This is a genomic window from Streptomyces sp. HB132, from assembly GCF_016909575.1.
Classification (GTDB): Bacteria; Actinomycetota; Actinomycetes; order Streptomycetales; family Streptomycetaceae; genus Streptomyces.
Genome location: NZ_JAFBGA010000009.1, coordinates 193,656 through 219,731, shown reverse-complemented (window position 1 = coordinate 219,731; position 26,076 = coordinate 193,656). Strand labels below are relative to the sequence as shown.

Annotated in this window: 23 protein-coding genes and 1 pseudogene; 4 read left to right on the top strand and 20 right to left on the bottom strand. The window is 71.4% G+C overall.

Annotation, left to right across the window (positions count from 1 at the left end):
- Positions 1–65: 65 nt before the first annotated feature.
- Positions 66–1,052: a sugar-binding transcriptional regulator gene (locus tag JOC24_RS21465; RefSeq protein ID WP_205022054.1), complete on the bottom strand. Its 987-nt coding sequence runs from the start codon at positions 1,050–1,052 to the stop codon at positions 66–68.
- Positions 1,053–1,190: 138 nt separating this feature from the next.
- A complete protein-coding gene (gene rpe, locus JOC24_RS21460; protein WP_205021967.1) occupies positions 1,191–1,874 on the bottom strand; it encodes a ribulose-phosphate 3-epimerase in 684 nt (227 codons plus the stop codon).
- A 464-nt stretch (positions 1,875–2,338) separates the two neighbouring features.
- On the opposite strand from rpe, the pseudogene JOC24_RS21455 reads away from it, so the two are divergent.
- A pseudogene (locus tag JOC24_RS21455) lies at positions 2,339–3,081 on the top strand (ABC transporter ATP-binding protein).
- Positions 3,082–3,145: 64 nt separating this feature from the next.
- Positions 3,146–4,081 (top strand): TauD/TfdA dioxygenase family protein, encoded by a 936-nt coding sequence (locus JOC24_RS21450; RefSeq protein WP_205021966.1) that lies wholly within the window; start codon positions 3,146–3,148, stop codon positions 4,079–4,081.
- A 38-nt stretch (positions 4,082–4,119) separates the two neighbouring features.
- Here the strand turns inward: JOC24_RS21450 and JOC24_RS21445 are convergent, their stop codons facing one another.
- Together JOC24_RS21445 and fmt are read right to left on the bottom strand one after the other, a co-directional pair.
- Positions 4,120–5,553 carry an RsmB/NOP family class I SAM-dependent RNA methyltransferase gene (locus tag JOC24_RS21445; protein ID WP_205021965.1) on the bottom strand — a complete coding sequence of 478 codons (1,434 nt, stop codon included), beginning with the start codon at positions 5,551–5,553 and terminating at the stop codon, positions 4,120–4,122.
- A gap of 91 nt (positions 5,554–5,644) precedes the next feature.
- Positions 5,645–6,577 carry a methionyl-tRNA formyltransferase gene (gene fmt, locus JOC24_RS21440; protein ID WP_205021964.1) on the bottom strand — a complete coding sequence of 311 codons (933 nt, stop codon included), beginning with the start codon at positions 6,575–6,577 and terminating at the stop codon, positions 5,645–5,647.
- A gap of 261 nt (positions 6,578–6,838) precedes the next feature.
- Between fmt and JOC24_RS21435 the strand changes: the two genes are divergently transcribed.
- Positions 6,839–7,351 carry a hypothetical protein gene (locus JOC24_RS21435; RefSeq protein WP_205021963.1) on the top strand — a complete coding sequence of 171 codons (513 nt, stop codon included), beginning with the start codon at positions 6,839–6,841 and terminating at the stop codon, positions 7,349–7,351.
- A 69-nt stretch (positions 7,352–7,420) separates the two neighbouring features.
- On the opposite strand, the gene JOC24_RS21430 is transcribed toward JOC24_RS21435, so the two are convergent.
- The 14 genes from JOC24_RS21430 to pyrR form a co-directional block, all read right to left on the bottom strand.
- Positions 7,421–9,565, bottom strand: a complete 2,145-nt coding sequence (locus JOC24_RS21430; protein ID WP_205021962.1) for a primosomal protein N' — start codon at positions 9,563–9,565, stop codon at positions 7,421–7,423.
- A gap of 129 nt (positions 9,566–9,694) precedes the next feature.
- Complete coding sequence (metK, locus tag JOC24_RS21425; RefSeq protein ID WP_205021961.1) at positions 9,695–10,903, bottom strand: methionine adenosyltransferase; 1,209 nt, start codon at positions 10,901–10,903, stop codon at positions 9,695–9,697.
- 241 nt (positions 10,904–11,144) lie between these two features.
- The gene (coaBC, locus tag JOC24_RS21420; protein ID WP_205021960.1) at positions 11,145–12,347 is read right to left on the bottom strand and encodes a bifunctional phosphopantothenoylcysteine decarboxylase/phosphopantothenate--cysteine ligase CoaBC; all 1,203 of its coding nucleotides are present in this window, start codon (positions 12,345–12,347) and stop codon (positions 11,145–11,147) included.
- Between the two features lie 167 nt (positions 12,348–12,514).
- Positions 12,515–12,787, bottom strand: coding sequence for a DNA-directed RNA polymerase subunit omega (gene rpoZ, locus JOC24_RS21415; protein ID WP_003970369.1), 273 nt, complete (start codon positions 12,785–12,787; stop codon positions 12,515–12,517).
- 98 nt (positions 12,788–12,885) lie between these two features.
- A complete protein-coding gene (gene gmk, locus JOC24_RS21410; RefSeq protein ID WP_205021959.1) occupies positions 12,886–13,503 on the bottom strand; it encodes a guanylate kinase in 618 nt (205 codons plus the stop codon).
- Positions 13,504–13,541: 38 nt separating this feature from the next.
- The gene (locus JOC24_RS21405; RefSeq protein ID WP_018524251.1) at positions 13,542–13,865 is read right to left on the bottom strand and encodes an integration host factor; all 324 of its coding nucleotides are present in this window, start codon (positions 13,863–13,865) and stop codon (positions 13,542–13,544) included.
- 243 nt (positions 13,866–14,108) lie between these two features.
- On the bottom strand, positions 14,109–14,948 hold the full coding sequence (pyrF, locus tag JOC24_RS21400; protein WP_205021958.1) for an orotidine-5'-phosphate decarboxylase: 840 nt from the start codon (positions 14,946–14,948) through the stop codon (positions 14,109–14,111).
- Positions 14,945–16,054 (bottom strand): quinone-dependent dihydroorotate dehydrogenase, encoded by a 1,110-nt coding sequence (locus JOC24_RS21395; protein WP_205021957.1) that lies wholly within the window; start codon positions 16,052–16,054, stop codon positions 14,945–14,947. Before JOC24_RS21395 ends, pyrF begins: the two co-directional genes overlap by 4 nt.
- Positions 16,055–16,117: 63 nt before the next feature.
- Positions 16,118–19,426, bottom strand: coding sequence for a carbamoyl-phosphate synthase large subunit (carB, locus tag JOC24_RS21390; RefSeq protein ID WP_205021956.1), 3,309 nt, complete (start codon positions 19,424–19,426; stop codon positions 16,118–16,120).
- Positions 19,419–20,576 carry a glutamine-hydrolyzing carbamoyl-phosphate synthase small subunit gene (gene carA / locus JOC24_RS21385; RefSeq protein ID WP_205021955.1) on the bottom strand — a complete coding sequence of 386 codons (1,158 nt, stop codon included), beginning with the start codon at positions 20,574–20,576 and terminating at the stop codon, positions 19,419–19,421. Before carA ends, carB begins: the two co-directional genes overlap by 8 nt.
- Complete coding sequence (locus JOC24_RS21380) at positions 20,573–21,187, bottom strand: PH-like domain-containing protein (protein ID WP_205021954.1); 615 nt, start codon at positions 21,185–21,187, stop codon at positions 20,573–20,575. The genes carA and JOC24_RS21380 overlap by 4 nt, the downstream gene beginning before the upstream one ends.
- Positions 21,184–22,470, bottom strand: a complete 1,287-nt coding sequence (locus JOC24_RS21375; RefSeq protein ID WP_205021953.1) for a dihydroorotase — start codon at positions 22,468–22,470, stop codon at positions 21,184–21,186. The genes JOC24_RS21380 and JOC24_RS21375 overlap by 4 nt, the downstream gene beginning before the upstream one ends.
- 2 nt (positions 22,471–22,472) lie before the next feature.
- On the bottom strand, positions 22,473–23,489 hold the full coding sequence (locus tag JOC24_RS21370; RefSeq protein WP_205021952.1) for an aspartate carbamoyltransferase catalytic subunit: 1,017 nt from the start codon (positions 23,487–23,489) through the stop codon (positions 22,473–22,475).
- 90 nt (positions 23,490–23,579) lie between these two features.
- Positions 23,580–24,164, bottom strand: coding sequence for a bifunctional pyr operon transcriptional regulator/uracil phosphoribosyltransferase PyrR (pyrR, locus tag JOC24_RS21365; RefSeq protein WP_205021951.1), 585 nt, complete (start codon positions 24,162–24,164; stop codon positions 23,580–23,582).
- A 221-nt stretch (positions 24,165–24,385) separates the two neighbouring features.
- Between pyrR and bldD the strand changes: the two genes are divergently transcribed.
- Positions 24,386–24,886: a transcriptional regulator BldD gene (gene bldD / locus JOC24_RS21360; RefSeq protein ID WP_014157378.1), complete on the top strand. Its 501-nt coding sequence runs from the start codon at positions 24,386–24,388 to the stop codon at positions 24,884–24,886.
- Between the two features lie 165 nt (positions 24,887–25,051).
- Here bldD and nusB read toward each other — a convergent pair whose 3' ends face one another.
- Positions 25,052–25,483: a transcription antitermination factor NusB gene (gene nusB / locus JOC24_RS21355; protein ID WP_205021950.1), complete on the bottom strand. Its 432-nt coding sequence runs from the start codon at positions 25,481–25,483 to the stop codon at positions 25,052–25,054.
- Between the two features lie 2 nt (positions 25,484–25,485).
- The gene (gene efp, locus JOC24_RS21350) at positions 25,486–26,052 is read right to left on the bottom strand and encodes an elongation factor P (protein WP_205021949.1); all 567 of its coding nucleotides are present in this window, start codon (positions 26,050–26,052) and stop codon (positions 25,486–25,488) included.
- Positions 26,053–26,076 lie beyond the last annotated feature (24 nt).

The following is a 26,076-nucleotide window of genomic DNA, read 5'->3' as shown; positions in this document are numbered from 1 at the left end:
CGACGAAGGCCGGGCACCTTGCGGTGCCCGGCCTCGGTCGTGATCGGCGTCAGCCCTGATCGGCGTCACGCGTCCGGGTCGGCCCGCTCCAGCGCGGGCCGCTGTCCCGCCGCGGACTCCGTCAGGAGGTAGTCGGCCGCGGCCGTGTCCGTGACGAGGCTGGTGACCAGCCCCGAGCGCAGCACCGCGCCGATCGCCGCCGCCTTGCGCTGCCCTCCCGCGATGGCCACCACCTCGGGGATCCGGCGCAGCCGGTCGGCCTCCACCGTGATGCACCGTTCGCCGAGATCGCGCCCGACCCGGCGCCCGTTCGCGTCGAAGAGGTGTGCGGACATCTCTGCGGCGACGCCGAGCGAGGCGTAGTGGGCGCGCTCCTCGTCCGAGAGCATGTCGTGGACCGTGGAGATGCCGGGCTCCCAGGAACCGATGGAGACCGCGGCGACCGTCACCTTGTCGAAGTACTCGAAAGCTCGGGCGATCCCCGTCTGGTGACGCAGAGCGGCTGCCGTCGCCGGATCGGGCAGCAGCATCGGAGCGTAGATCGGGTGCGCCTCGCCGCCGGACACCTGGGCGGCGCGGCGGACGGCCTCGACGGAGCCGCGCTCGGCCGTTCCCGCGTCGTAGACACCGGTCAGCTGCACGACCGTGCACGGGGGCAGCCGGTCGAGGGCCGCCGCCATGTGGATGGTGGAGCGGCCCCAGGCCAGCCCCAGGACGTCCCCCTCGTTCACCAGCTCGCCGAGCAGTTCGGCCGCCACCTCGCCCAGGTTCTCCGGATCGGCGGCGTCGTCCTGCTCCTCCGCCGGGGATTCGACCACGACGGCGTGCCGCAGACCGTAGCGGGCCCGGAGCGCGTCCGAGCGCTCCGCGTCCAGCTCCGCCGGTACCCGGATCTCGATCCTCACGAGATCACGTTCGAGGGCCGTCTCCAGGACCCGGGCCACCTTGAAGCGGCTGACGCCGAACTCCTCGGCGATCTGGATCTTTGACTTTCCCTCGAGGTAGAACCGGCGGGCCATGGCCGCCGCCTGGACCAGCTCCGCGGGTCCCATCCGCATGGCTGACCGACCCGCCGAGATGCCAGACACCGCGATCTCCTCACTGCTGTTCACACTCTCGATTCGCCTTCATCCTGTCAGATCAGGCGATCCTTGATCAGGCCCGTCGGGCCGCGTTCATCAGGACTTGGTTCAGTGGCCGCACGCCCAGGGTGCGGAAGCGGTGGCCGCGTCCGCCTGCGCGCGCAGCGCCCGCACCGCCTCGGCCGGGTCCTCGGCCCCGTACACCGCGGAGCCCGCGACGAACACGTCGGCACCGGCCTCGGCGCATCGCTCGATGGTGGTGGCGGAGACCCCGCCGTCGACCTGCAGCCACAGCTCGAGACCGTGCTTCGAGATCAGCTCACGGGTGCGGCGGATCTTCGGCAGCATGATGTCAAGGAACGCCTGGCCCCCGAAGCCCGGCTCCACCGTCATGATCAGCAGCATGTCGAGCTCGGGGAGGAGGTCCTCGTACGGCTCGATGGGCGTCGCCGGCTTGAGGGCCATGGAGGCGCGGGCGCCCTTCGCCCTGATCTCCCTCGCCAGCCGGACGGGCGCGGCCGCGGCCTCCGCGTGGAAGGTGACCGAGCCCGCACCGGCCTCGACGTACTGGGGCGCCCAGCGGTCCGCGTCCTCGATCATGAGGTGGCAGTCCAGCGGGGTGCCGGTCGCCTTGCTCAGCGCCTCCACGATCGGCACGCCGAGCGTCAGGTTCGGCACGAAATGGTTGTCCATGACATCGACATGGAGCCAGTCGGCGCCTTCCACCGCCTTCGCCTCCTCGGCGAGACGGGCGAAGTCGGCGGACAGGATGCTGGGGTTGATCTGGGCCATGCACCCAAGCCTGCCATGCTCGGAGCCACTTCCTTGCCCCGGTGTGCTCCAAAGCCTCACGGGATCATTACGGTTCGCTCGATACCCGGTCTTTTCCCGCCCGCCATTCCGTTCGCGGCGGCCCGGCCGCCCCAGCGGGCTCCGACGGCACGTACACCCCGTCGCGCTACCACCGCCCCTGGTCCGTCACCGCCTCCGGCCCGCCGAGGAGCGGCGCGGCGGCCGACGGGTGGCATGCGGACCCGATGGGCCCGCTCCGGTCCGTACCAGGGCGCGGACAGCCCCTGGTGCCCGCCATGAGGCTGTGTTAGAAACTCCCCGTGACCAGCGACCAGTTCCTGAAGGAGCGCCTCAGCATCGATCTCTGCCGTGTGACCGGCTGCTCCTGTTGAGCCTGGCCCGGCAGCGCTGAGCGCTACCAGAACTGTGCGGCGTCGTCCGCCCGCCCTCCGGCCGCCCCTCGGGTGAGCAGGGCGGTCTCCCCCCGGAACCCTGTCCGCGAGCCCGGACCGGACGCCTGCCGTCCGCGTACGTCGCACGGGCCTCTCACGTTCCGCGTGGGCCCGTCCGGGAGCGGGAAGAGCACCTTGCTGCGGCTGATCGCCGGCTTCGAGCACGCCTCCTGTGGCGAGGTCGCCGTGCATGGCGGGACACCGGAGCCGGGGCGTCAGGCGGGAGTCGTATTCCAACAGCCGAGGCCGTTCCCCTGGCGCACGGTCGGAGAGAACATCTCCCTCGCGCTGCGCTACGCGGGAGTCCCCGGGGCGAAACGCCCCGCGCGCGTGGAGGAGCGGGTCGGGCTGGCCGGCACCGCACGACGCAGGACCTGGCAGATCTCGGGGGGGGCCAGCAGCAGCGGGTGGCCATCGCCCGGGCCCTGGCCGGCGGCAGGGACCTGCTGCTGCTCGACGAGCCGTTCGCCGCCCTGGACGCGCTCACCCGTGAGCGGCTCCAGGAGGATCTGCGCACCGTCAGCTCCCGTACGGGGATCACCTCGGTCTTCGTCACGCACAGCGTGGACGAGGCCGTATTTCTCGGAACCCGCGCGGTGGTCCTGGGCGCCGGGCCGGGTACCGTCGCTCTGGACGTCCCAATTCCCCTGCCCCGTACCGGGAATGACGACCCGGACGGGCTGCGGGGGCTGCCCGAGTACGCCGCGTTGCGCGCCGAGATCGGATCGGCGGTACGCGACGACGCCGCCCGCTGAACCGACCGAGGCCGCCCGCCCCGCGCGAGCGGCCTGCGCACACCCCACGCAGACAGGAGCCCCCATGTCCCTCACCGCGTCCATCGGTTCCGGCCCCGCGCTACGCGTCTCCCCGCTGCCTCCGGACGGGCTGTACGAAGGCCCACGCGAGCTGCGCAGGCTGGCGCCGGGGCAGCCCGACCGGCCCTACACGCTGTTCGACGTGGCTCCGCTCGGTGCGGTCATCGGGGCCGAGATCAGCGGTGTGGACCTGACCCGTCCGCTCACGCCCGCCGTGCGCGAGGAGCTCGACCGGGCGCTGCTGGAGTGGAAGGTCCTCTTCTTCCGCGGGCAGCACCCCAGCTCGGCCGAACAGCGTGCCTTCGCCCTCAACTGGGGCGAACTGGAGACCAACCCCCTGCTGGCCGCCGGGGACGATCCGCAGGTGGCACGCTTCGACCGCTCGTCCACCCCGAGCTTCGAGAACGTCTGGCACACCGATGTGACGTTCCGGGAGCGGCCCGCGCTCGGTGCGGTCCTCCACCTGCGCGAGGTGCCTCCGTACGGCGGCGACACGATGTGGGCCGACATGGCGGCCGCGTACGACAACCTTGCGCCGGAGGTGAAGGCGCGCCTCGAGGGCGCGCGTGCGGTGCACGACTTCGTACCGGGTTTCGCACGGTTCACCCCGCGGGAGCGGCTTGTCCCCTTCCAGGACCGCTTCCCGCCGGTCGAGCACCCGGTGGTGCGGACGCATCCCGCGACGGGCCGCCGGATGCTCTTCGTCAACACCTCGTTCACGACCCGGATCGTGGGCTGGGACCGGGGGGAGAGCGACAGGATGCTGCGCCTGCTCTTCCAGCAGGCGCATGTGCCCGAGTTCCAGGTGCGCTTCACCTGGAGCGCGGGCGACGTCGCGTTCTGGGACAACCGGGCGACGCAGCACTACGCGGTGAACGACTACGCTCCGCACCGCAGGGTGGCCGAGCGTGTCGCCGTCGCGGGCGACCGTCCGTACTGACGGCCGCCCCCGCCGGCCACTCGGGCTGCGCCGCCGGGTCAGCCCGTGCGGCGCAGCAGGGCGAGGTACATCGCGTCCGTGCCGTGCAGATGCGGCCACAGCTGCACGTCCGGCCCGTCGCCGAGCGCGGGCACACCCGGGAGCAGCGGCCGGGCGTCGATCCACTCCGCCTCGGGGGCGGCTCCGCCGCGTCCCTTGAGCACGTCCTCGACGACGACCCTGGTCTCCGCGAGGTGCGGCGAGCAGGTCGCGTAGCCGACGACCCCGCCGACGCGTACGGCCTTCAACGCCTCGCGCAGCAGACCCCGTTGCAGGGGTGCGAAGCTCTCCAGGTCCTCCGCGCGGCGCCGCCAGCGGGCCTCCGGACGCCTGCGCAGCGCGCCGAGGCCGGAGCAGGGCACGTCCATGAGGACCCGGTCGAAGGAGCCGGGCTGCCACGGCGGCCGGGTCCCGTCGGCGGTGATCACCTGGTACGGCCCCGGGTTGCCGGCCAGCGCCCGCTCGACGAGCCGGGCGCGGTGCGGCTGCTTCTCCGCGGCGAGCAGCGTCGCGCCGCGTCCGGCGGCGAGTGCGGCGAGCAGCGCGGCCTTGCCGCCGGGGCCCGCGCAGCCGTCGAGCCACCGGGTGTCCTCGCCCTCGACCGGTGCGGCGGCCAGGGCGGCGGCGACGAGCTGGCTGCCCTCGTCCTGCACACCGGCGCTGCCGTCCCGCACGGCGGCCAGGGCGCCGGGCTCGCCGCCCTCGGCCATCCGCACGGCGTACGGCGACCAGCGGCCGGGAAGGCCGCTCTCCTCGCCGAGGGCGTCCAGCAGTTCATCGGTGGTCGAGCGGCCGGGGCGGGCGACCAACGTCACCTCGGGGCGCTCGTTGTCCGCCTCCAGCAGGTCCTCGATCCCCGCGCGTCCGCCGCCCAGGGCGTCCCAGAGCGCCGAGACGATCCAGCGGGGGTGGGAGTGGACGACGGAGAGGTGCTGCTCGGCGTCGTCGTCGTACGACGGTGCGACGCGCTCCACCCATGCGTCGAGGTCGTGCGCGGTGACCTTGCGCAGCACCGCGTTGACGAACTTCGCGCGGCCCTCGCCCAGCACCACCCGCGCCAGTTCCACGCTGGCCGAGACGGCCGCGTGCGTCGGGATGCGGGTGCCGAGCAGTTGGTGGACACCCATGTTGAGCACGTCGAGCACCGGCGGGTCGACCTCGCGCAGCGGCCGGTCGATGCAGGCGGCGACGATCGCGTCGTAGGTGCCCTGACGGCGGAGGGTCCCGTAGACCAGCTCGGTCGCCAGCGCCGCGTCCCTGCCGTCGAAGTCGCCCTTGGCGCGTGCCTTCTTCAGCAACGGAGGGAGGACGAGGTTGGCGTAGGCGTCGCGCTCGTCGACGGCCCTGAGCACCTCGAAGGCGAGGAAGCGGACCGGGTCCTTCTGAGGACGGCGGTGCGGCTTGGCGGGACGGCGACGCTGCTGGTCGTTCACGTGAAAGGTGCTCCGCTGATGGTGAGGGGGGCGAACCCGTCCAGCGTACGTCGCGCGGCACGGCCCCGGCCCCGGGGCCGTGCGCGCGGCCTCAGAGGCCCAGCAGCTCCCCGTGGACGATGCGCACGCCGCGGGCCCAGTCGGCGGCCCGCATCGGCTTCTTGCCCTGGGGCTGGACCCAGAGCAGCTCGACGGCGTGCGAGCCGGTGCCCGCGTACACGTTGTTCTTGCCCACGGCCAGCTCGCCGGGGGCCAGATCGGTGCGGTCCAGGACGGGCACGGCCTGGACCAGCTTGAGGCGCTCGCCGCGGAAGAGGGTCCACGCGCCCGGGGCGGGGGTGCAGCCGCGCACCACACGGTCGACCCGCAGGGCGGGCGCGGACCACTGCACCTGGGCGTCCTCGACGGAGATCTTGGGCGCGAGGGTGACGCCCTCGGCGGGCTGCGGGACGGCGTGCAGGGTGCCGTCCTCGATGCCGTCCATGGTCGCCGCGAGCAGTCCGGCACCGGCGAAGGCGAGCCGGGTGAGCAGGTCACCGCTGGTGTCGGTGGGCCGGATTTCCTCGGTCAGGACGCCGTACACAGGTCCGGAATCCAGCCCCTCCTCGATCAGGAAGGTCGACGCGCCGGTGACCTCGTCCCCGGCCATCACCGCGTGCTGCACGGGCGCGGCCCCCCGCCAGGCGGGCAGCAGCGAGAAGTGCAGGTTGACCCAGCCCCGCGCGGGGACCGCGAGCGCCACCTTGGGCAGCAGCGCGCCGTACGCGACGACGGGGCAGCAGTCCGGCGCGATCTCCCGCAGCCGCGCCAGGAATTCCTCGTCACGCGGCCGGGCGGGCTTGAGCACCTCGATGCCGGCCTCCTCGGCGCGCTCGGCCACGGGACTCGCGATGAGCCGCCGTCCGCGCCCGGCCGGCGCGTCGGGGCGGGTCACCACGGCGGCCACCTCGTGGCGGTCGGAGGCGATCAGGGCGTCCAGAGCGGGAACGGCGACCTCGGGGGTGCCTGCGAAGACGAGCTTCATGGGTGGCGGACTGCCTCTCGGGCCGGTACGTACGTGGCGAGCAGCACACCAGTCTAGGGGGTGGCCCCCACGGCCGCCCCACGGCCGGGGCACGCGGAGAACGGGGGCGTACGCACGCTCGCGCGCCCCCGCGCACGTGCGCGTACGCCCCCCGTAGCGTGACCAGATGGCCGGGTGACGCGTTGGTCAAGTGAAATTGACCGAAGTGGACCGCCCCACGCGGTCCGGATCCCTGTCAACGCCGGTTCGAGAGGCTTGTTCATGGCCGACCACGCAACCCACGACGCTCAAGCACGCGCCAGTCTGCACCTGTTGGTGCGGGACATCGAGCGGGTCAGGCGGCAGGTGGACGCGCTACGTACCCTCACTGCGCAGCTGGGCAACGTCTACCGTCCGCGCCGCTCCGGCCCGTCCGCGGGCTTCGTCGTCTACGGCAGGGCTCCGGCCCCGACGGTACGGCTCGCCCAGGAACTGCGGGACAGCGTGGAGACGCTGGTGACCGCGGCGGTGGACTTCGACCGCTCGCTGGGCTTCTCGTGGGACGCGGTGGGCTCCGCCCTCGGGGTCACCAAGCAGGCGGTGCACCGCCGCTACGGCGCACGCCGCTCCACCCCGCAGCCGGGGGCGCCGGAGACCGCTCCGGAGAACGCCAACCATGCGGTGGCCGCCGAGCCGAGCCCCTCCCCCGCGCTTCCCGCCGTGCCCGCGGCCCGGTCCATGCCGCCGCAGCCGTCGGAGCGCCCCGGCGCCTTCCCCGGCCCGCGCAACGGCTGACGCCGAGCGCGCGGAGGGCCGCCGGGCGGCGTGAACCCCCGCTGACACCGTGTGCCCGCGCGGGCCGTCTCAGCCGATGTCCGGCGGATCGATCCTGATCCGTACGGGATCCCCGGTGCCCCTGGCCGTCCGTGCGGCCTGCGCCGTCTTCAGTGCGGCCGCGAGGGCCGCTCCCCGCCCGGGCGGGACCCTGACCAGCGCCCGCTCCCAGCTCTCCCCGGGCGGTGCGTCCCCCTGTCTGCGGGGTCGGCCGGGAGCGCTTCCCGGCGCCGGGACCGGGCCGAGGACCTCCGCCTCGGGCGGGAGCTCCGCACCGGCGAGGAAGGCGGCCACCGCCTCCGGGGGGCCGGTCACCGAAGCCATCCGGGACACCGGCGGGAAACCGAGCTCCGCGCGTTCCGCGAGCTCGCGGCGGGCGTGGCCGACCGGGTCCCAGCGGACGAGTGCCTGCACGGGGCGCAGCGTCGGCTCGGCCACGATCACCACCGTGCCGCCCTCCGGCTGCCCCCGCACCAGCGCCGCGGCGGCCGTCCAGCGCCGCAGCGCCTCCTCGCCCGCCCGCAGGTCGGGTCGGCCGACCATCGCCCAGCCGTCCAGCAGCAGCGCCGCCGCGTAACCCCCCTCGGCCACGGGCTCGGCCCCGGGGGTGCTGACGACGAGCGCGGGCTGGTCCGGCACGGAGTCCAGCACGTGGTCCCGGCCCGACGTCCGCACGGGGACGGCGGGAAACGCCCGGCCCAGCTCCTCGGCGGTCCGGCGGGCGCCGACGATCCGGGCCCGCAGCCGCATCCCGCCGCAGGCGGCGCAGCTCCAGGCCGTCTCGGCCCTGCCGCACCACGCGCAGTTGAGATCCCGCTGGTCCGGTGCCTCCAGCGGCCCCGCGCAGTGCCGGCACCGCGCGGGCTCCCTGCAGCGCTCGCAGGCAAGCCTCGGCGCGTAGCCCCGGCGCGGCACCTGCACGAGCACGGGCCCGCTGCGCAGGCCGTCCCGCACGGTCTGCCAGGCGAGGCTGGGCAGGCGCGCCGAGCGGGCGGCCCCGTCCCGCGCGAGCTCTCCGTCTCCGACGGTGCGCACGAGGGGTGCCGCGGTGCGCAGCTGTTCACGGTCCGCGCGCAGGGACAGGGCCCAGCCGTTCTCGACCAGCTGGGCGGCTTCCACCGTGCAGTTCGTCCCGCCGAGCAGGAACGCGCATCGGCCGTGCGCCGCACGCAGTTCCAGGACCTCCCTGACGTGTGGGAAGGGGGCGTTGTCGTCGCTGTGGCTGGAGTCCCCGTCGTCCCAGACGGCCACCAGGCCGAGGTCGGCGACCGGCGCGAACATCGCGGCCCTGGTCCCGACCACCGCGCGCACGGAGCCGCGGCTGACCGCCAGCCACTGCCGGTAGCGCTTCTCGGGTCCGGAGTCGGCGGTCAGCAGCGCGTGGCGCCCCTCCCCCAGCACCGCGCTCAGCGCGGCGTCGATCCGCCCCGCGCTCCGTCCGTCCGGTACGACGACGAGCGCGCCGCGGCCGGACGCCAGGGTCGCGGCCATCGCGCGGGCGATCTCCTCGGGCCAGTGCGGTCCGGGCAGCGCGGTCCACACGGCCCGGGGCGCGCCGCCTTCCGCCAGCGCCCGCAGGAATCCGGGGCCCTGGGCATACCGCTCCCAGGTGCCGGGCGACGGTGCGGGGGGTGGTGGCAGGGGCGCGGGCGACGGCTTGCCCTCGGCGCGGCCGTTCCTCGGCGGCACGGCGAGCTGCAGCACGTCCGCGAGGCTCCCTGCGTAACGGTCGGCCACGGCCCTCGAGAGCTCCAGCAGTTCCGGGCCGAGCACCGGCTCGGGTGACACGACGTAGGCGAGTGCCGCCAGGGCTCCCTGGTAGTCCGACGACTCCCGCCGCTCGATCAGGAAGCCGTCGATCAGCCCGCCGCCCTCACGCCTGCCGCCGCGGACCTGACGCCCTCCGGCCCCGAACCGCACCCGGACCCGGACACCGGGCTGCGCCTGGGCGTCGAGCTCCTCGGGTACGGCGTAGTCGAAGTACTGGTCGAGGTGGAGCGCGCCCTTGTTCACCAGGACGCGGGCCACCGGCAGCTCCTCGGCGAGCGCGGCGCCCCGCCAGGTCCGCGGCTTGGCGCGCGGCACCTTGGCCCGGCGCACCGTCTCCCGGATGAGCGCAAGCTGCTCCGGTGCCCCTGCCCCGGGCTCCTCGGACCGCTCGTCGTCGCTGCTCACAGCCACCTTCCTACCAGACACCACTGACACTCCCCGGCCTCCTCGGGCCCCGGCCCACCTGGCCGCACGCACCGGGGCCCGGACACCTCGTGCGGTGTCCGGGCCCCGGTGTGAAGGACTGCCCGTGTGCTACAGCCCCGCCGCCTCGCGGAGCGCGTCCACGCGGTCGGTGCGCTCCCAGGTGAAGTCGGGGAGCTCGCGGCCGAAGTGGCCGTACGCCGCCGTCTGGGCGTAGATCGGGCGGAGCAGGTCGAGGTCGCGGATGATCGCGGCCGGGCGGAGGTCGAAGACCTCGCCGATGGCGTGCTCGATCTTCTCCGTGTCCACCGCGGCGGTGCCGAAGGTCTCGACGAACAGGCCCACCGGCTCGGCCTTGCCGATCGCGTAGGCGACCTGGACCTCGCAGCGGGCGGCGAGCCCTGCCGCGACGACGTTCTTCGCGACCCAGCGCATGGCGTAGGCGGCCGAGCGGTCGACCTTGGACGGGTCCTTGCCGGAGAAGGCGCCGCCGCCGTGACGGGCCATGCCGCCGTAGGTGTCGATGATGATCTTGCGGCCGGTGAGGCCGGCGTCGCCCATCGGGCCGCCGATCTCGAAGCGGCCGGTCGGGTTCACCAGCAGGCGGTAGCCCTCGGTGTCCAGCTTGATGCCGTCCTCGATGAGCTGGTTCAGGACGTGCTCGACGACGAACTCGCGGATGTCGGGTGCGAGCAGCGAGTCCAGGTCGATGTCGGAGGCATGCTGCGAGGAGACCACGACCGTGTCGAGACGGACGGCCTTGTCACCGTCGTACTCGATGGTGACCTGGGTCTTCCCGTCCGGGCGCAGGTACGGGATGGTGCCGTTCTTGCGGACCTCGGACAGCCGGCGGGAGAGCCGGTGCGCCAGGTAGATCGGCAGCGGCATCAGCTCGGGCGTCTCGTCGCAGGCGTAGCCGAACATCAGCCCCTGGTCGCCCGCGCCCTGCTTGTCGAGCTCGTCCTCATCGCCCTCGACCCGCTTCTCGTACGCGGTGTCGACGCCCTGGGCGATGTCGGGGGACTGCGCCCCGATGGACACCGAGACCCCGCAGGAGGCTCCGTCGAAGCCCTTCTTGGAGGAGTCGTAGCCGATCTCCAGCACCTTGTTGCGCACGAGGTTGGGGATGTCGGCGTAGGCCTTGGTCGTGACCTCACCCGCGACATGCACCAGACCAGTGGTGATCAGGGTCTCCACGGCGACGCGCGAGGAGGGGTCCTCACGCAGGAGCGCGTCGAGAATCGTGTCGCTGATCTGGTCAGCGATCTTGTCGGGGTGGCCCTCGGTAACGGACTCCGAGGTGAAGAGACGGCGGGACACATCGCTCCCTGGGGTTGCAGCGGCTGCTGGCTGATCATTGATGGAACTCCGGGAGCTGCGCCCGGCACATTCCGTCGACCAGTTTATCGGTCAGTTCCGGTGAATGGGTCACGTGTCTCGCCCCTTGGGAGGTCTGTGACCTGCGGCACTGTTGACGTCAGTACGACAATCCCCCCATTTCCGGTAGTGAGACATGGCCGGTCGTCGTGGGATCTTCCCGTCGGAGCGGCGCCTACGCAATCTAACGGAAACGTGCCGACACCAGGTCCCATACGGTGTCGGCGAGTGCTTCCTTGGGTCCGTACGGCACAGCGGTCTCGCTGCCGTCGGCCCCGAGCACGACCGCCTCGTTCTCCTCGGACCCGAAGGTCTTGCGCTCCCCGACCTCGTTCACGACGAGAAGATCACAGCCCTTGCGGCGCAGCTTCTCCCGGCCGTTGACCAGGACGTCGTCGGTCTCGGCCGCGAATCCGACGACGAGCTGTCCCTGTCGGGCCCGGTCGGCGGCGACCTCGGCGAGGATGTCGGGATTACGGACGAGCTCGACGGGGGCGGGCTCCTGGCCGTCCTTCTTCTTGATCTTCCCCGTCGCGTAGGCGGCCGGCCGGAAGTCGGCGACCGCCGCCGCCATCACCACCACATCGGCGTCGGCCGCCGCCTCCAGCACGGCCTCGCGCAGCTGGAGGGCGGTCCCGGCACGCACGACGTCGGCGCCCGCGGGGGCGGGCAGCCCCGTGTCGGTCTCGATCAGCGTCACCCGGGCACCGCGTGCGACGGCGGTGCGGGCGAGGGCGTACCCCTGCTTGCCCGACGACCGGTTGCCCAGGTAGCGCACGGGGTCGAGCGGTTCACGGGTGCCGCCCGCGGTGATGACCACGTGACGGCCGGCGAGGTCGGGGACACCGGGGCCGCGGGTCAGCACGCGCCGGCAGACCTCGAAGATCTCCCCCGGGTCCGGCAGCCTGCCCTTGCCCGTGTCCACACCGGTGAGCCTGCCGACGGCGGGCTCGATGACGACGGCGCCACGACGGCGAAGGGTGGCCACGTTCTCCTGGGTGGCCGGGTGCTCCCACATCTCGGTGTGCATCGCGGGCGCGAAGACGACCGGACAGCGTGCGGTGAGCAGAGTGTTGGTCAGGAGGTCGTCGGCGAGGCCGTGGGCCGCCTTGGCGAGCATGTCGGCCGTGGCGGGGGCGACGACGACGAGATCGGCCGCCTGGCCGATCCGGACGTGCGGCACCTCGTGCACGCCCTCCCACACCTCGGTGGACACGGGGTTCCCCGAGAGGGCCGACCAGGTGGCCGCCCCGACGAAGTTCAGCGACGCGTCGGTCGGTACGACCCGTACGTCATGGCCGGACTCGGTCAGCCTGCGCAGCAGCTCACACGCCTTGTACGCGGCGATGCCCCCGCTGACCCCCAGGACGACCCTCGGCTTCTTCACTGCGTCTCCCCGCACTCGTGTCCCTGCGCACTCGCGTGCGGCCTCGTGACGTACGCCTCCCATGCTGCCTCACCGTCCCGGATGCGCTCCGGCGGGTCCGGGGCCGAGCACGCCACAGGCCCGGCGGACAACGACCGCCGGGCCTGTGGTGAAGGTGCATCTCCTGCTTACTGCGCGGGGCCCTCGATGGCCTCGGAGGTCAGCAGGCCCGCGTTGATCTCGCGGAGCGCGATCGAGAGCGGCTTCTCGTGCACGTGGGTGTCGACGAGCGGACCGACGTACTCGAGGAGGCCTTCACCGAGCTGCGAGTAGTACGCGTTGATCTGGCGCGCGCGCTTGGCGGCGTAGATCACAAGGCTGTACTTCGAGTCGGTGGCCTCGAGGAGCTCATCAATCGGCGGGTTGATGATGCCCTCGGGCGTGGTGATGGAAGAGGACACTCTCTGCCTTCCGAAGGGGATAGAGATCAAAGAGATCTTTGATCGTGCTGGTTCCGCAGTGGTGATGCTCTGCGTCCGCGGAAACGTGGGGACCGTGGTCAGTCGTCGGTGCCGCGGAGGCCGGAAGCCTGCAGCATCAACGTTAGCAGCTCGCGGGCCACGTCCTCGACGGAGGTGTTGACGAGCGTGGTGTCGAACTCGGACTCGGCGGCCAGCTCGACCTTCGCCGCCGCGAGCCGGCGCTCGATCACGTCGGGCGACTCCGTTCCGCGTCCGGTGAGTCGGCGCACCAGTTCGTCCCAGCCCGGCGGCGCGAGGAAGACGAGCTGCGCCTCGGGCATCGACTGGCGGACCAGCCGGGCACCCTGCAGGTCGATCTCCAGCAGCACCGGCTCGCCCGCCTCCAGGCGGTCGAGCACGGCCCGGCGGGGCGTGCCGTAGCGGTTGCCCGCGAACTCCGCCCACTCCAGCAGCTCGCCGTTGGCGATCAGCTTGTCGAACTCCTCGTCGTCCACGAAGAAGTAGTGGACGCCGTTGCGCTCGCCGGGGCGGGGCTTACGGGTCGTGGCGGACACCGAGAGCCACACCTCGGGGTGAACCTTGCGCATATGAGCGACGACCGTGCTCTTGCCGACCCCTGAGGGGCCGGAGAGCACGGTCAGCCGCGGACGTACGTCCGGGGGTACGGGGGACGTCCCCCGGGATGTTGCAGCCATGGGGCGATTATCCAGGTTCTCAGGAGTGCCTGAGAACCTCAGGCGGCGCTGCCGCCGAACTCACGCTCCAGGGATGCGATCTGGTTGGAGCCAAGACCCCGGACCCGGCGGCTCTCGGAGATGCCGAGCCGCTCCATGATCTGCTTGGCGCGGACCTTGCCCACGCCCGGCAGGGACTCCAGGAGGGCGGAGACCTTCATCTTGCCGATGACGTCGTTCTCCTGGCCCGACTTGATGACCTCATGGAGGGAGGCGCCGGAGTGCTTGAGTCGATTCTTGACCTCGGCCCGCTCCCGGCGAGCCGCGGCGGCCTTTTCGAGCGCGGCTGCGCGCTGTTCAGGGGTAAGGGGCGGAAGAGCCACGCCTACGTCACCTCGGATGTCGATCTGTCGGATACGGACCGGTGCGGAACCTGGTGGCCCCACACCTGGTGAGCAACGAACAACCTGTGCTCGTTGCTCTCGACGGAGACTAGCGGCCAAGGCCGCCTGAGTCAGCGAGAACAGCGGAAAAGTCCTGGTCAGCCTCAACCGACCCGGACATTTAGGCCATAACAACCCGGATTTTTGCTCAGGATTACGTCGACAGGCTGTTACGTGGCATCGTCAGCTTTCCGAGACGGCCGTACGGACTTCGTCCGCGAACCGTCCGGCGGCTTCGCGCAGCCCTGACGCGTCCGGTCCGTGCCGAAGCACGCCCCGGCTCACGCTCGGCACGACGTTGCCCACAGCGGCCCCGAAGACACGGGGCAGATCCGCCGGGGTGGCGCCCTGGGCACCGATGCCGGGAGCGAGCAGCGGTCCGTTGACCGCCAGGTCGACCCCGGCGTCCCCGAGCGTGGCGCCGACCACGGCGCCGACGGAGCCGAGCGGTGTCGCGCCCGCGTTCTCCGCGGCCATGTGGTCGAGCATCACCTGGGCCAGCGACCGGCCGTCCGCGGCGGTGGCGCGCTGGACCTCCGCGCCCTCCGGGTTGGATGTGAGGGCGAGCACGAAGACGCCCGAGCCGGAGACCGCGGCCGCGTCGAGCGCCGGGCGCAGCGAGCCGAAGCCGAGGTACGGCGAGACGGTGACCGCGTCGGAGAACAGCGGCGAGTCCTCGTCCAGGTAGGTGGCGGCGTAAGCGCCCATCGTGGAGCCGATGTCGCCGCGCTTGGCGTCCATGAGGACGAGCGCGCCGGCGGCACGCGCCTCCGCGACGGCCGTCTCCAGGACAGCGACGCCGCGCGAGCCGAAGCGCTCGAAGAACGCGGACTGCGGCTTGAGCACGGCGACCCGGTCGGCCAGCGCCTCGACGACCGTGCGGGTGAAGCGCTCCAGCCCGGCGATGTCGTCGTTCAGGCCCCAGGAGGTGAGCAGCGAGGCGTGCGGGTCGATGCCGACGCAGAGCGGCCCGCGGGTGTCCATGGCGTGGCGCAGACGTGCGCCGAAGGGTTCGGGGGTCACCGCACGGCCTTCCGGGTCTCGGCGCCGACGGCTTCGGCGAGGGTGGCGTACGGGGAGGCGGCCAGGCGGGCGGCCAGGCCCTTATGGATCGCCCGGGCGTAGAACGGGCCCTCGTAGATGAAGGCGCTGTAGCCCTGGACGAGCGTGGCCCCCGCCAGGATGCGCTGCCAGGCGTCCTCGGCGTTCTCGATGCCACCGACACCCACCAGGGTGATCCGGGTCCCCACGCGGGCGTACAGGCGGCTCAGGACCTCCAGGGAGCGCTCCTTGAGGGGCGCTCCGGAGAGCCCGCCGGTCTCCTGGACCAGGGTGGCGTGGGACTTCAGGCCGAGGCTGTCACGGGCGATGGTGGTGTTGGTGGCGATGATGCCGTCCAGGCCGAGTTCGACGGCGAGGTCGGCGACCGCGTCGACGTCCTCGTCCGCGAGGTCCGGGGCGATCTTGACCAGCAGCGGGACCCGCCGGTCGGTGACGGTGCGGTCCGCGGCCTCGCGCACCGCGCCGAGCAGCGGGCGCAGCGCCTCGGTCGCCTGGAGGTTGCGCAGGCCGGGCGTGTTGGGCGAGGAGACGTTCACCACGAGGTAGTCGGCATGGGCGGCGAGCCGCTCGGTGGACTTCACGTAGTCGCCCACGGCCTCGTCCTCGGGGACTGCCTTGGTCTTGCCGATGTTGACGCCGACGGTCGTGCGGAAGACGGGGGTGCGGGCGGCGAGGCGTTCGGCGACGGCCGCGGAGCCCTCGTTGTTGAAGCCCATGCGGTTGATCAGCGCCCGGTCCGCGACGAGGCGGAACAGCCGCTTCTTCGGGTTTCCGGGCTGCGGCTCGCCGGTGACCGTGCCGATCTCGATGTGGTCGAAGCCGAGCATGGACATGCCGTCGATCGCGAGGGCGTTCTTGTCGAAACCGGCGGCGAGCCCGAAGGGACCGTGCATCCGCAGGCCGAGGGCCTCGGTGCGCAGTTCCTCGTGGCGGGGGGCGAGCGCGGCGGCGACGAAGGTGCGCAGTACGGGGGTGCGGGCCGCCAGGCGGATCCAACGGAACGCCAGGTAGTGGGCCTGCTCCGGGTCCATCCGCTTGAAGACCAGCTGGAAGAAGAGTTTGTACATCACGGTGTCCTGGTGTCCTCATGAAGAGGGGGACACCGTTTCCGGTGTCCCCCTGTGAGCGTCCTAGTCGCGGGCCGCGGTGAGATGTTCGGCGTGTTCCTGGAGGGAACGTACGCCGACGTCGCCGTGGTTGAGCGCGTCGATGCCCTGGACGGCGGCGGCGAGCGCCTGGACCGTCGTCAGGCACGGCACGGCCCTGGCCACGGCGGCGGTACGGATCTCGTAGCCGTCGAGCCGGCCGCCCGTGCCGTACGGGGTGTTGACGATGAGGTCGACCGCGCCCTCGTGGATCAGCTGGACGATGGTCTTCTCACCTGCGGGGCCCTCCCCCTCGGACAGCTTGCGCACGACCGTGGCGTTGATGCCGTTGCGCTTGAGGACCTCGGCGGTACCGGAGGTGGCGAGCAGCTCGAAGCCGTGGGCGACGAGTTCGCGCGCGGGGAAGATCATCGAGCGCTTGTCGCGGTTGGCGACGGAGATGAAGGCGCGGCCCTTGGTCGGCAGCGGACCGTAGGCGCCCGCCTGCGACTTGGCGTACGCGGTTCCGAACACCGAGTCGATGCCCATGACTTCACCGGTGGAGCGCATCTCCGGACCGAGGACGGTGTCGACGCCGCGGCCGTGGATGTCGCGGAAGCGCGACCACGGCATCACGGCCTCCTTGACGGAGATCGGCGCGTCGAGCGGCAGCGTGCCGCCGTCCCCCCGCTTCGGCAGCAGTCCCTCCGTGCGGAGTTCGGCGATGGTCGCGCCCAGCGAGATGCGTGCGGCGGCCTTCGCGAGCGGCACCGCGGTCGCCTTGGAGGTGAAGGGGACGGTCCGCGAGGCGCGGGGGTTGGCCTCGAGGACGTAGAGGATGTCGCCGGAGAGCGCGAACTGGATGTTGATGAGTCCGCGCACGCCGACGCCCTTGGCGATGCCCTCGGTCGAGGCCCGCAGCCGCTTGATGTCGAAGCCGCCGAGGGTGATCGGGGGCAGTGCGCAGGCGGAGTCGCCGGAGTGGATGCCCGCCTCCTCGATGTGCTCCATGACGCCGCCGAGGTAGAGCTCGGTGCCGTCGTAGAGCGCGTCGACGTCGATCTCGATCGCGTCGTCGAGGAAGCGGTCGACCAGGACCGGCCGGGTGGGGCTGATCTCGGTGGACTCGGCGATGTACGAGGAGAGGCGGGTCTCGTCGTAGACGATCTCCATGCCGCGTCCGCCGAGCACGTAGCTGGGTCGCACGAGGACGGGGTAGCCGATCTCGTCCGCGATGGCCTTGGCCTCGTCGAACGTGGTCGCGGTGCCGTGCTTGGGGGCCGGCAGTCCGGCCTCGGCGAGCACCCGGCCGAAGGCGCCGCGGTCCTCGGCGGCGTGGATCGCCTCCGGGGAGGTGCCGACGACCGGCACGCCGTTGTCCTTGAGTGCCTGGGAGAGGCCGAGCGGGGTCTGCCCGCCGAGCTGGACGATGACGCCGGCCACCGGGCCCGCGAGGGTCTCCGCGTGCACGATCTCCAGCACGTCCTCGAGCGTGAGCGGCTCGAAGTACAGGCGGTCGGAGGTGTCGTAGTCGGTGGAGACGGTCTCCGGGTTGCAGTTGACCATCACGGTCTCGTAACCGGCGTCGCTGAGCGCGAAGGAGGCGTGGACACAGGAGTAGTCGAACTCGATGCCCTGGCCGATGCGGTTCGGGCCGGAGCCGAGGATGATCACCGCGGGCCTGGTCCGGGGGGCGACCTCGGTCTCCTCGTCGTAACTGGAGTAGAAGTACGGCGTCCTCGCGGCGAACTCCGCCGCGCAGGTGTCCACCGTCTTGTAGACCGGGCGGATCCCGAGCGCGTGCCGGACCTCGCGCACGACGTCCTCACGCAGGCCGCGGATCTCGCCGATCTGGGCGTCGGAGAAGCCGTGCCGCTTGGCCTCGGCGAGCAGGTCGGTGTCGAGCCGCTCGGCGGCGGCCAGCTCGTCGGCGATCTCCTTGATCAGGAAGAGCTGGTCGACGAACCAGGGGTCTATCTTCGTGGCGTCGAAGACCTCTTCCTGGGTGGCGCCGGCACGGATCGCCTGCATCACGGTGTTGATGCGGCCGTCCGTGGGGCGGACGGCCTCGGCCAGCAGCTCGTCCTTGTCGCCGGTCTCGCCGGTGAAGGCGAACTGCGAGCCCTTCTTCTCCAGGGAGCGCAGGGCCTTCTGCAGGGCCTCGGTGAAGTTGCGGCCGATCGCCATGGCCTCGCCCACCGACTTCATGGTGGTGGTGAGGGTGGAGTCGGCGGACGGGAACTTCTCGAAGGCGAAGCGCGGCGCCTTGACGACGACGTAGTCGAGCGTCGGCTCGAAGGAGGCCGGCGTCTTCTCGGTGATGTCGTTCGGGATCTCGTCGAGCGTGTAGCCGACGGCCAGCTTGGCGGCGATCTTCGCGATCGGGAATCCGGTGGCCTTCGAGGCGAGCGCCGAGGAGCGGGAGACGCGCGGGTTCATCTCGATCACGATGATGCGGCCGTCGGCCGGATCGATCGCGAACTGGATGTTGCAGCCGCCGGTGTCGACGCCGACCTCACGGATGATCGCGATGCCGATGTCACGCAGCCGCTGGTACTCACGGTCGGTGAGCGTCATGGACGGGGCGACCGTGATGGAGTCGCCGGTGTGGACGCCCATCGGGTCGAAGTTCTCGATGGAGCAGACGACCACGACGTTGTCGTTCCTGTCGCGCATCAGCTCCAGCTCGTACTCCTTCCAGCCGAGGATGGACTCCTCCAGGAGCACCTCGGTGGTGGGCGAGAGCGTGAGGCCCTGTCCGGCGATACGGCGCAGCTCCTCCTCGTCGTGGGCGAAGCCGGAACCGGCACCGCCCATGGTGAAGGAGGGGCGGACGACGACGGGGTAGCCGCCGAGGGTGTCGACGCCGGCGATGACGTCGTCCATGGTGTGGCAGATGACGGAGCGGGCGGACTCGCCGTGCCCGATCTTCGCCTTGACCGCCTCGACGACTCCCTTGAAGAGGTCGCGGTCCTCACCCTTGTTGATGGCCTCGACGTTGGCGCCGATGAGCTCGACGCCGTACTTCTCCAGGACACCGTTCTCGTGCATGGAGATCGCGGTGTTGAGCGCGGTCTGGCCGCCCAGGGTCGGGAGCAGGGCGTCGGGGCGCTCCTTGGCGATGATCTTCTCGACGAACTCGGGGGTGATCGGCTCGACGTACGTGGCGTCGGCGATCTCCGGGTCGGTCATGATCGTCGCCGGGTTGGAGTTCACCAGGATGACGCGCAGGCCCTCGGCCTTGAGCACGCGGCATGCCTGGGTGCCGGAGTAGTCGAACTCTGCGGCCTGCCCGATGACGATCGGGCCGGAGCCGATGACCAGGACGGACTGGATATCGGAGCGCTTAGGCACGCTGGCCCTCCATCAGGGTGACGAAACGGTCGAAGAGGTACGCGGCGTCGTGCGGGCCCGCGGCTGCTTCGGGATGGTACTGGACGCTGAACGCCGGCTGGTCGAGCAACTGGAGCCCCTCGACAACCTGATCGTTCAGGCATACGTGGGAGACCTCGGCGCGGCCGAACGCGGTGTCGGAGACCTTGTCGAGCGGGGCGTCGACGGCGAAGCCGTGGTTGTGCGCGGTGACCTCGACCTTGCCGGTCGTGCGGTCCTGCACGGGCTGGTTGATGCCCCGGTGGCCGTACTTCAGCTTGTAGGTGCCGAAGCCGAGCGAGCGGCCGAGGATCTGGTTGCCGAAGCAGATGCCGAAGAGCGGGGTCCTGCGCTCCAGGACACCCTTCATGAGGGCGACGGGGTGGTCGGCGGTGGACGGGTCGCCGGGGCCGTTGGAGAAGAACACGCCGTCGGGCTCCACCGCGTACACCTCCTCCAGGGTGGCGGTCGCGGGCAGCACGTGCACCTCGATGCCGCGCTCGGCCATGCGGTGCGGGGTCATGCCCTTGATGCCGAGGTCGATCGCCGCGACGGTGAACCTCCTGGTGCCGACCGCGGGGACGACGTACGTCTCCTTGGTGGCGACCTCGGCAGCGAGGTCGGCACCGGCCATCTCGGGGGTCTGGCGCACCTTGGCGAGCAGTACGCCCTCGTCCTCGAGGGCGTTCCCGGAGAAGATGCCGACGCGCATCGCGCCTCGCTCGCGCAGGTGGCGGGTGAGCGCGCGGGTGTCGATGCCGCTGATGCCGACGACGCCCTGGCTCGCGAGCTCCTCGTCCAGCGAGCGGCGGGAGCGCCAGTTGGAGGGAACCCGGGCGGGGTCGCGCACGACGTAGCCGGAGACCCAGATCCGCTTCGACTCGGGGTCCTCGTCGTTCACGCCGGTGTTCCCGACGTGCGGGGCGGTCATCACGACGACCTGGCGGTGGTACGAGGGGTCGGTGAGCGTTTCCTGGTAGCCGGTCATACCGGTGGAGAAGACCGCCTCGCCGAAGGTCTCCCCCACGGCGCCGTAGGCGCGGCCGCGGAAGGAGCGGCCGTCCTCCAGGACGAGTACGGCGGGAGACGCCCCTTTCCTCTTCGAGGCGTGCCCCGGATTGGAGATCGTCATCGTGCGGTGCCTTCCGTCGTGCTGGTGGTGGTGCTGGTGAGGTGGTCCTCGGCGGCGCCGGTGAGCCGGTTGACGGCGTCGACCCACGCCTGGTGCTCGGCGGCGTGGTCGGAGCGGAATCCCGAGTCGATCAGCGTCTCCCCGTGCGCCCAGGTGATGACCAGCAGGCCGCCCTCGGGCAGGACCTTGCCGGCGAGCGCCTTGTCGAGCCTGGCCTCGCGCAGCGCGGCGGCCGGTACGAAGAAGTCGGCCGCCCCGGGGCGTACGACGTCGAGGCCCTGCTCGGTGAGGGTCAGCTCGACGCGGCTGCGGGTGCCGAGGCCGTGGGCGACGATCCGGTCGAGCCACTGCCCGGCCGTGGTCGAGGCGTGGTAGCGGCCGGTCAGTGTGAGCAGGGTCTCGCCGTCCGTGAACCCCTCCGGGGTGGCGGGGAGCTCAGGGAGCCCGGACTGGAGGCTTCCGCGCCACTTCCATCCCTGGCGCATCAGCCAGTAGACGAAGGCGATGAAGACGAGCAGTCCGACGACCCAGCTGATGCGGGCGGACCAGTCCGTCACGTCGGCCGACTTCTGCTCGGCGGCCAGTAGGTACAGGGAGTTGAGAGTTGTCACGCGAGCTTCCCGTCGACGACCGTGGCACGGCCCCGCAGGAAGGTGTGGGTCACTCGGCCCGGCAGCTCGCGACCCTCGTAGGGGGTGTTGCGGCTGCGGGAGGCGAAGCCCGCGGGGTCCACGGCTCCACGGTATGCCGGATCGACCAGTGTGAGGTTGGCGGGCTCACCGGCCGAGACGGGGCGGCCGTGTCCTTCGAGCCTGCCGATGGCCGCGGGGCGCAGCGACATGCGGTCGGCGACGCCCGCCCAGTCGAGGAGCCCGGTGTCCACCATCGTCTGCTGGACCACGGAGAGCGCGGTCTCCAGGCCCACCATGCCCATGGCGGCGGCGGCCCACTCGCAGTCCTTGTCCTCGTGCGGGTGCGGGGCGTGGTCGGTCGCCACGCAGTCGATGGTCCCGTCGGCGAGGGCCTCGCGCAGGGCCAGGACGTCGGCCTCGGTGCGCAGCGGCGGGTTCACCTTGTAGACGGGGTTGTAGGTCCGTACGAGCTCGTCGGTGAGCAGGAGGTGGTGCGGGGTGACCTCGGCGGTGACGTTCCAGCCCTTGGACTTGGCCCAGCGCACGATCTCCACGGAGCCGGCCGTCGACAGGTGGCAGATGTGCACCCGTGAGCCGACGTGTGCGGCGAGCAGGACGTCCCGGGCGATGATCGACTCCTCGGCCACGGCGGGCCAGCCGCCGAGGCCCAGCTCGGCCGAGACGGCGCCCTCGTTCATCTGGGCGCCCTCGGTGAGACGGGGCTCCTGGGCGTGCTGGGCGACGACACCGTCGAAGGCCTTCACGTACTCCAACGCGCGGCGCATGATCACGGCGTCGTCGACGCACTTGCCGTCGTCGGAGAAGACCTTCACCCCTGCGGCGGAGTCGTGCATGGCACCGAGCTCGGCGAGCTGCTTGCCCTCCAGGCCGACGGTGACGGCGCCGACGGGCTGCACGTCGCAGTAGCCGGACTCCTTGCCGAGCCGCCAGACCTGCTCGACGACGCCGGCGGTGTCGGCGACGGGGAAGGTGTTGGCCATGGCGTGGACGGCGGTGAAGCCGCCGACCGCGGCTGCCTTGGTCCCGGTGAGGACGGTCTCGGAGTCCTCACGTCCGGGCTCGCGCAGGTGGGTGTGCAGGTCGACGAGGCCGGGCAGCAGGATCTGGCCGGCCGCGTCGATCACGGTGGCGTCGCCCGCCTCGATGCCGGTGCCGACCTCGGCCACGGTCTCGCCGTCGATGAGGACGTCCCTCGGCTCGCCGCCGAGGATCTTCGCACCGCGGATCAGGATCTTGCTCATGGTTACTTGTTCTCCTCGGTACGGGCGGCGGCGGACGGCAGGGCGGTCTCGGAACCGCCCAGCAGCAGGTACAGGACGGCCATGCGGGTGGAGACGCCGTTCGCGACCTGTTCGACGGCGGTGCAGCGGTCGGAGTCCGCGACCTCGGCCGTGATCTCCATGCCGCGGACCATCGGGCCGGGGTGCATCACGATGGCGTGTTCCGGCATCCGGGCCATGCGTTCGCCGTCCAGGCCGTAGCGGCGGGAGTACTCACGCTCGGTCGGGAAGTAGGCGGCGTTCATCCGCTCTCGCTGCACACGGAGCATCATGACCGCGTCCGACGTGGGCAGCACGTCGTCGAGGCGGTAGCTGACGTCGCAGGGCCACTGCTCGACCCCTACCGGGACCAGGGTCGGCGGGGCCACCAGGGTGACGTGCGCACCGAGTGTGTGCAGCAGGTGGACGTTGGAGCGGGCCACCCGGCTGTGCAGGATGTCGCCGACGATCGTGATCCGGCGGCCTTCGAGGTCGCGGCCGATCCCCGCGTCGGGCCCGACGAGCCGGCGGCGCATCGTGAACGCGTCGAGCAGCGCCTGGGTGGGGTGCTCGTGCGTGCCGTCACCGGCGTTGACGACGGCGCTGTCGATCCAGCCCGACGTCGCGAGCCGGTACGGGGCACCGGAGGCGCCGTGCCGGATGACGACGGCGTCGGCGCCCATGGCCTCCAGGGTGAGGGCGGTGTCCTTGAGTGACTCGCCCTTGGAGACCGACGAGCCCTTCGCGGAGAAGTTGATGACGTCGGCGGAGAGCCGCTTGGCGGCGGCCTCGAACGAGATCCGGGTCCGGGTCGAGTCCTCGAAGAAAAGGTTGACGACCGTTCGTCCACGAAGGGTGGGAAGCTTCTTGATCGGCCGGTCCGCGACCCGCGCCATCTCCTCGGCGGTGTCGAGGATCAGTACGGCGTCGTCGCGGGTGAGGTCTGCGGCCGAGATGAGGTGACGGGGTGTCCGGGGGGTGTCCCCGTGAGGGCGCAGCATCTGGGGGTCTCCGTGAAGGGTGGAGGGATCAGGCAGGCGGGCGTGCGGAAGCAGCCGTGCGGCCGGTGTGGCGCACGGGACGGGACTCGGCTACTGCTCGCCTGCCGGGACGGTCTGCTTGACACCGAGCAGCACGGCGTCGCGGCCGTCCTCCTCGGCGAGCTGGACCCTGACCGTCTCCCGCAGCGACGTGGGGAGGTTCTTGCCGACGTAGTCGGCGCGGATCGGGAGTTCGCGGTGGCCGCGGTCGACGAGGACCGCGAGCTGCACGGCGCGGGGCCGGCCGATGTCGCCGAGCGCGTCGAGTGCGGCGCGGATCGTGCGGCCGGAGAAGAGGACGTCGTCCACCAGCACGACGAGACGGCCTTCGATGCCCTCACCGGGGATGTCGGTGCGTCCGATGGCACGCGCGGGGCGCATCCGCAGATCGTCGCGGTACATCGTGATGTCGAGTGACCCGACCGGCGTCTTCCGGCCGGTGATCTCTTCGAGCTTTCCGGCGAGCCGATCCGCGAGGAAGACTCCTCGCGTCGGGATGCCGAGGAGCACCACGTCGTCCGCGCCCTTGGCGCGTTCGACGATCTCGTGGGCGATTCGGGTCAGTACCCGGGCGATGTCGGGAGCCTCGAGAACGGGGCGTGCCGCATTGCCGGTGTGGTCATGCTGTGCGTCCATAAGAAACGGACCTCCTTCTCCGCCTCACCGGACGGACGTTAAAGGACGTCGAAATTGCGTCATCCACGTTACCAGGGCTTGCGCGAGGCCCTGGCCCCGCCCCCAGGAGGTGGCAGCCCGGACCTTTCGGCTTGACGCAGCCAAGTAACGCTGCGTAACCTCACAGTGAGTTACCAGCCACGCGGCCCAGCCGCAGAATGTTCCAGCGTCCGGGGAGCCTTATGTCCAGCGAATACGCAAAGCAGCTCGGGGCCAAGCTCCGCGCCATCCGCACCCAGCAGGGCCTCTCCCTCCACGGCGTGGAGGAGAAGTCGCAGGGTCGCTGGAAGGCCGTCGTGGTCGGTTCCTACGAGCGCGGCGACCGCGCCGTCACCGTGCAGCGCCTTGCCGAGCTGGCCGACTTCTACGGCGTTCCGGTCCAGGAGCTCCTGCCCGGCACGACCCCCGGCGGCGCCGCCGAGCCGCCGCCCAAGCTGGTCCTCGACCTCGAGCGCCTCGCCCACGTGCCGCCGGAGAAGGCCGGACCGCTGCAGCGTTACGCGGCGACGATCCAGAGCCAGCGCGGCGACTACAACGGCAAGGTGCTGTCGATCCGCCAGGACGACCTGCGCACCCTGGCCGTGATCTACGACCAGTCGCCGTCCGTGCTCACGGAGCAGCTGATCAGCTGGGGTGTGCTGGACGCCGACGCTCGTCGCGCGGTGGCACACGACGAGGGCTGACCGGCCCCGCCTAGAGACGTAACGCCGGGCCGGCGGGGGCATCGACGCCCCCGCCGGCCCGGCGTTTTCACGCACCGGCCGCCTTCCGGAGGCCAGGTACACCGAAGGGCCCACGGTCGCCTCGACCGTGGGCCCTTCGTTCGGCTCAACGCCACCGGAGGCTGTTCACTGCTCCCGGCGGAGGTTCGGCTTGAGGTCCTTGAACCGGGCCAGCAGGCCGTTCACGAAGGCCGGGGAGTCGTCCGTGGAGAACTCCTTGGCGAGCTGGACCGCCTCGTCGATCACCACGGCGTCCGGAGTCGAATCCATCCAGATCAGCTCGTACGCGCCGAGCCGCAGGATGTTCCGGTCGACGACCGGCATGCGGTCGATCTCCCAGTCCACGGCATAGGTGACGATGAGGTCGTCGATACGGTCCGCGTACTGCGCGTACCCCTCGACCAGCTCCATCGTGAACTCACCGACCGGCGGCTGACGGTCGTCGGTCCGCGAGAGCCGAACCCAGTCCGCGAGGACCGTCTGCACGGACTGACCGCGCTGGTCGGCCTCGAAGAGGATCTGGAAGGCGCGCTTGCGGGCCTTGTTCCGGGCAGCCACGGTTAGCTGTTCACCCGGCCGAGGTAGTCGCCCGTCCGGGTGTCGACCTTGATCTTCTCGCCGGTGGTGATGAAGAGCGGGACGCCGATCTCGTAACCGGTCTCCAGGGTGGCGGGCTTGCTGCCACCGGTGGAGCGGTCGCCCTGCACACCCGGGTCGGTGTGCTGGATGGTCAGCTCGACCGCGGCGGGCAGCTCGACGTAGAGCACCTCGCCCTCGTGCTGGGCGACGGAGGCGGTGAAGCCCTCGATCAGGAAGTTGGCGGCGTTGCCGACGGCCTTGCGGTCGACCATGAGCTGGTCGTACGTGTTCATGTCCATGAAGACGAAGTACTCGCCGTCCATGTACGAGAACTGCATGTCGCGGCGGTCGATGGTGGCCGTCTCGACCTTCACACCGGCGTTGAACGTCTTGTCGACGACCTTGCCGGAGAGCACGTTCTTGAGCTTGGTGCGCACGAAGGCGGGGCCCTTGCCGGGCTTGACGTGCTGGAACTCGACGACGGACCAGAGCTGGCCTCCGTCGAGCTTGAGCACCAGGCCGTTCTTGAGGTCGTTCGTGGAAGCCACGGTTGCGGAATCTCCTGGACTGAA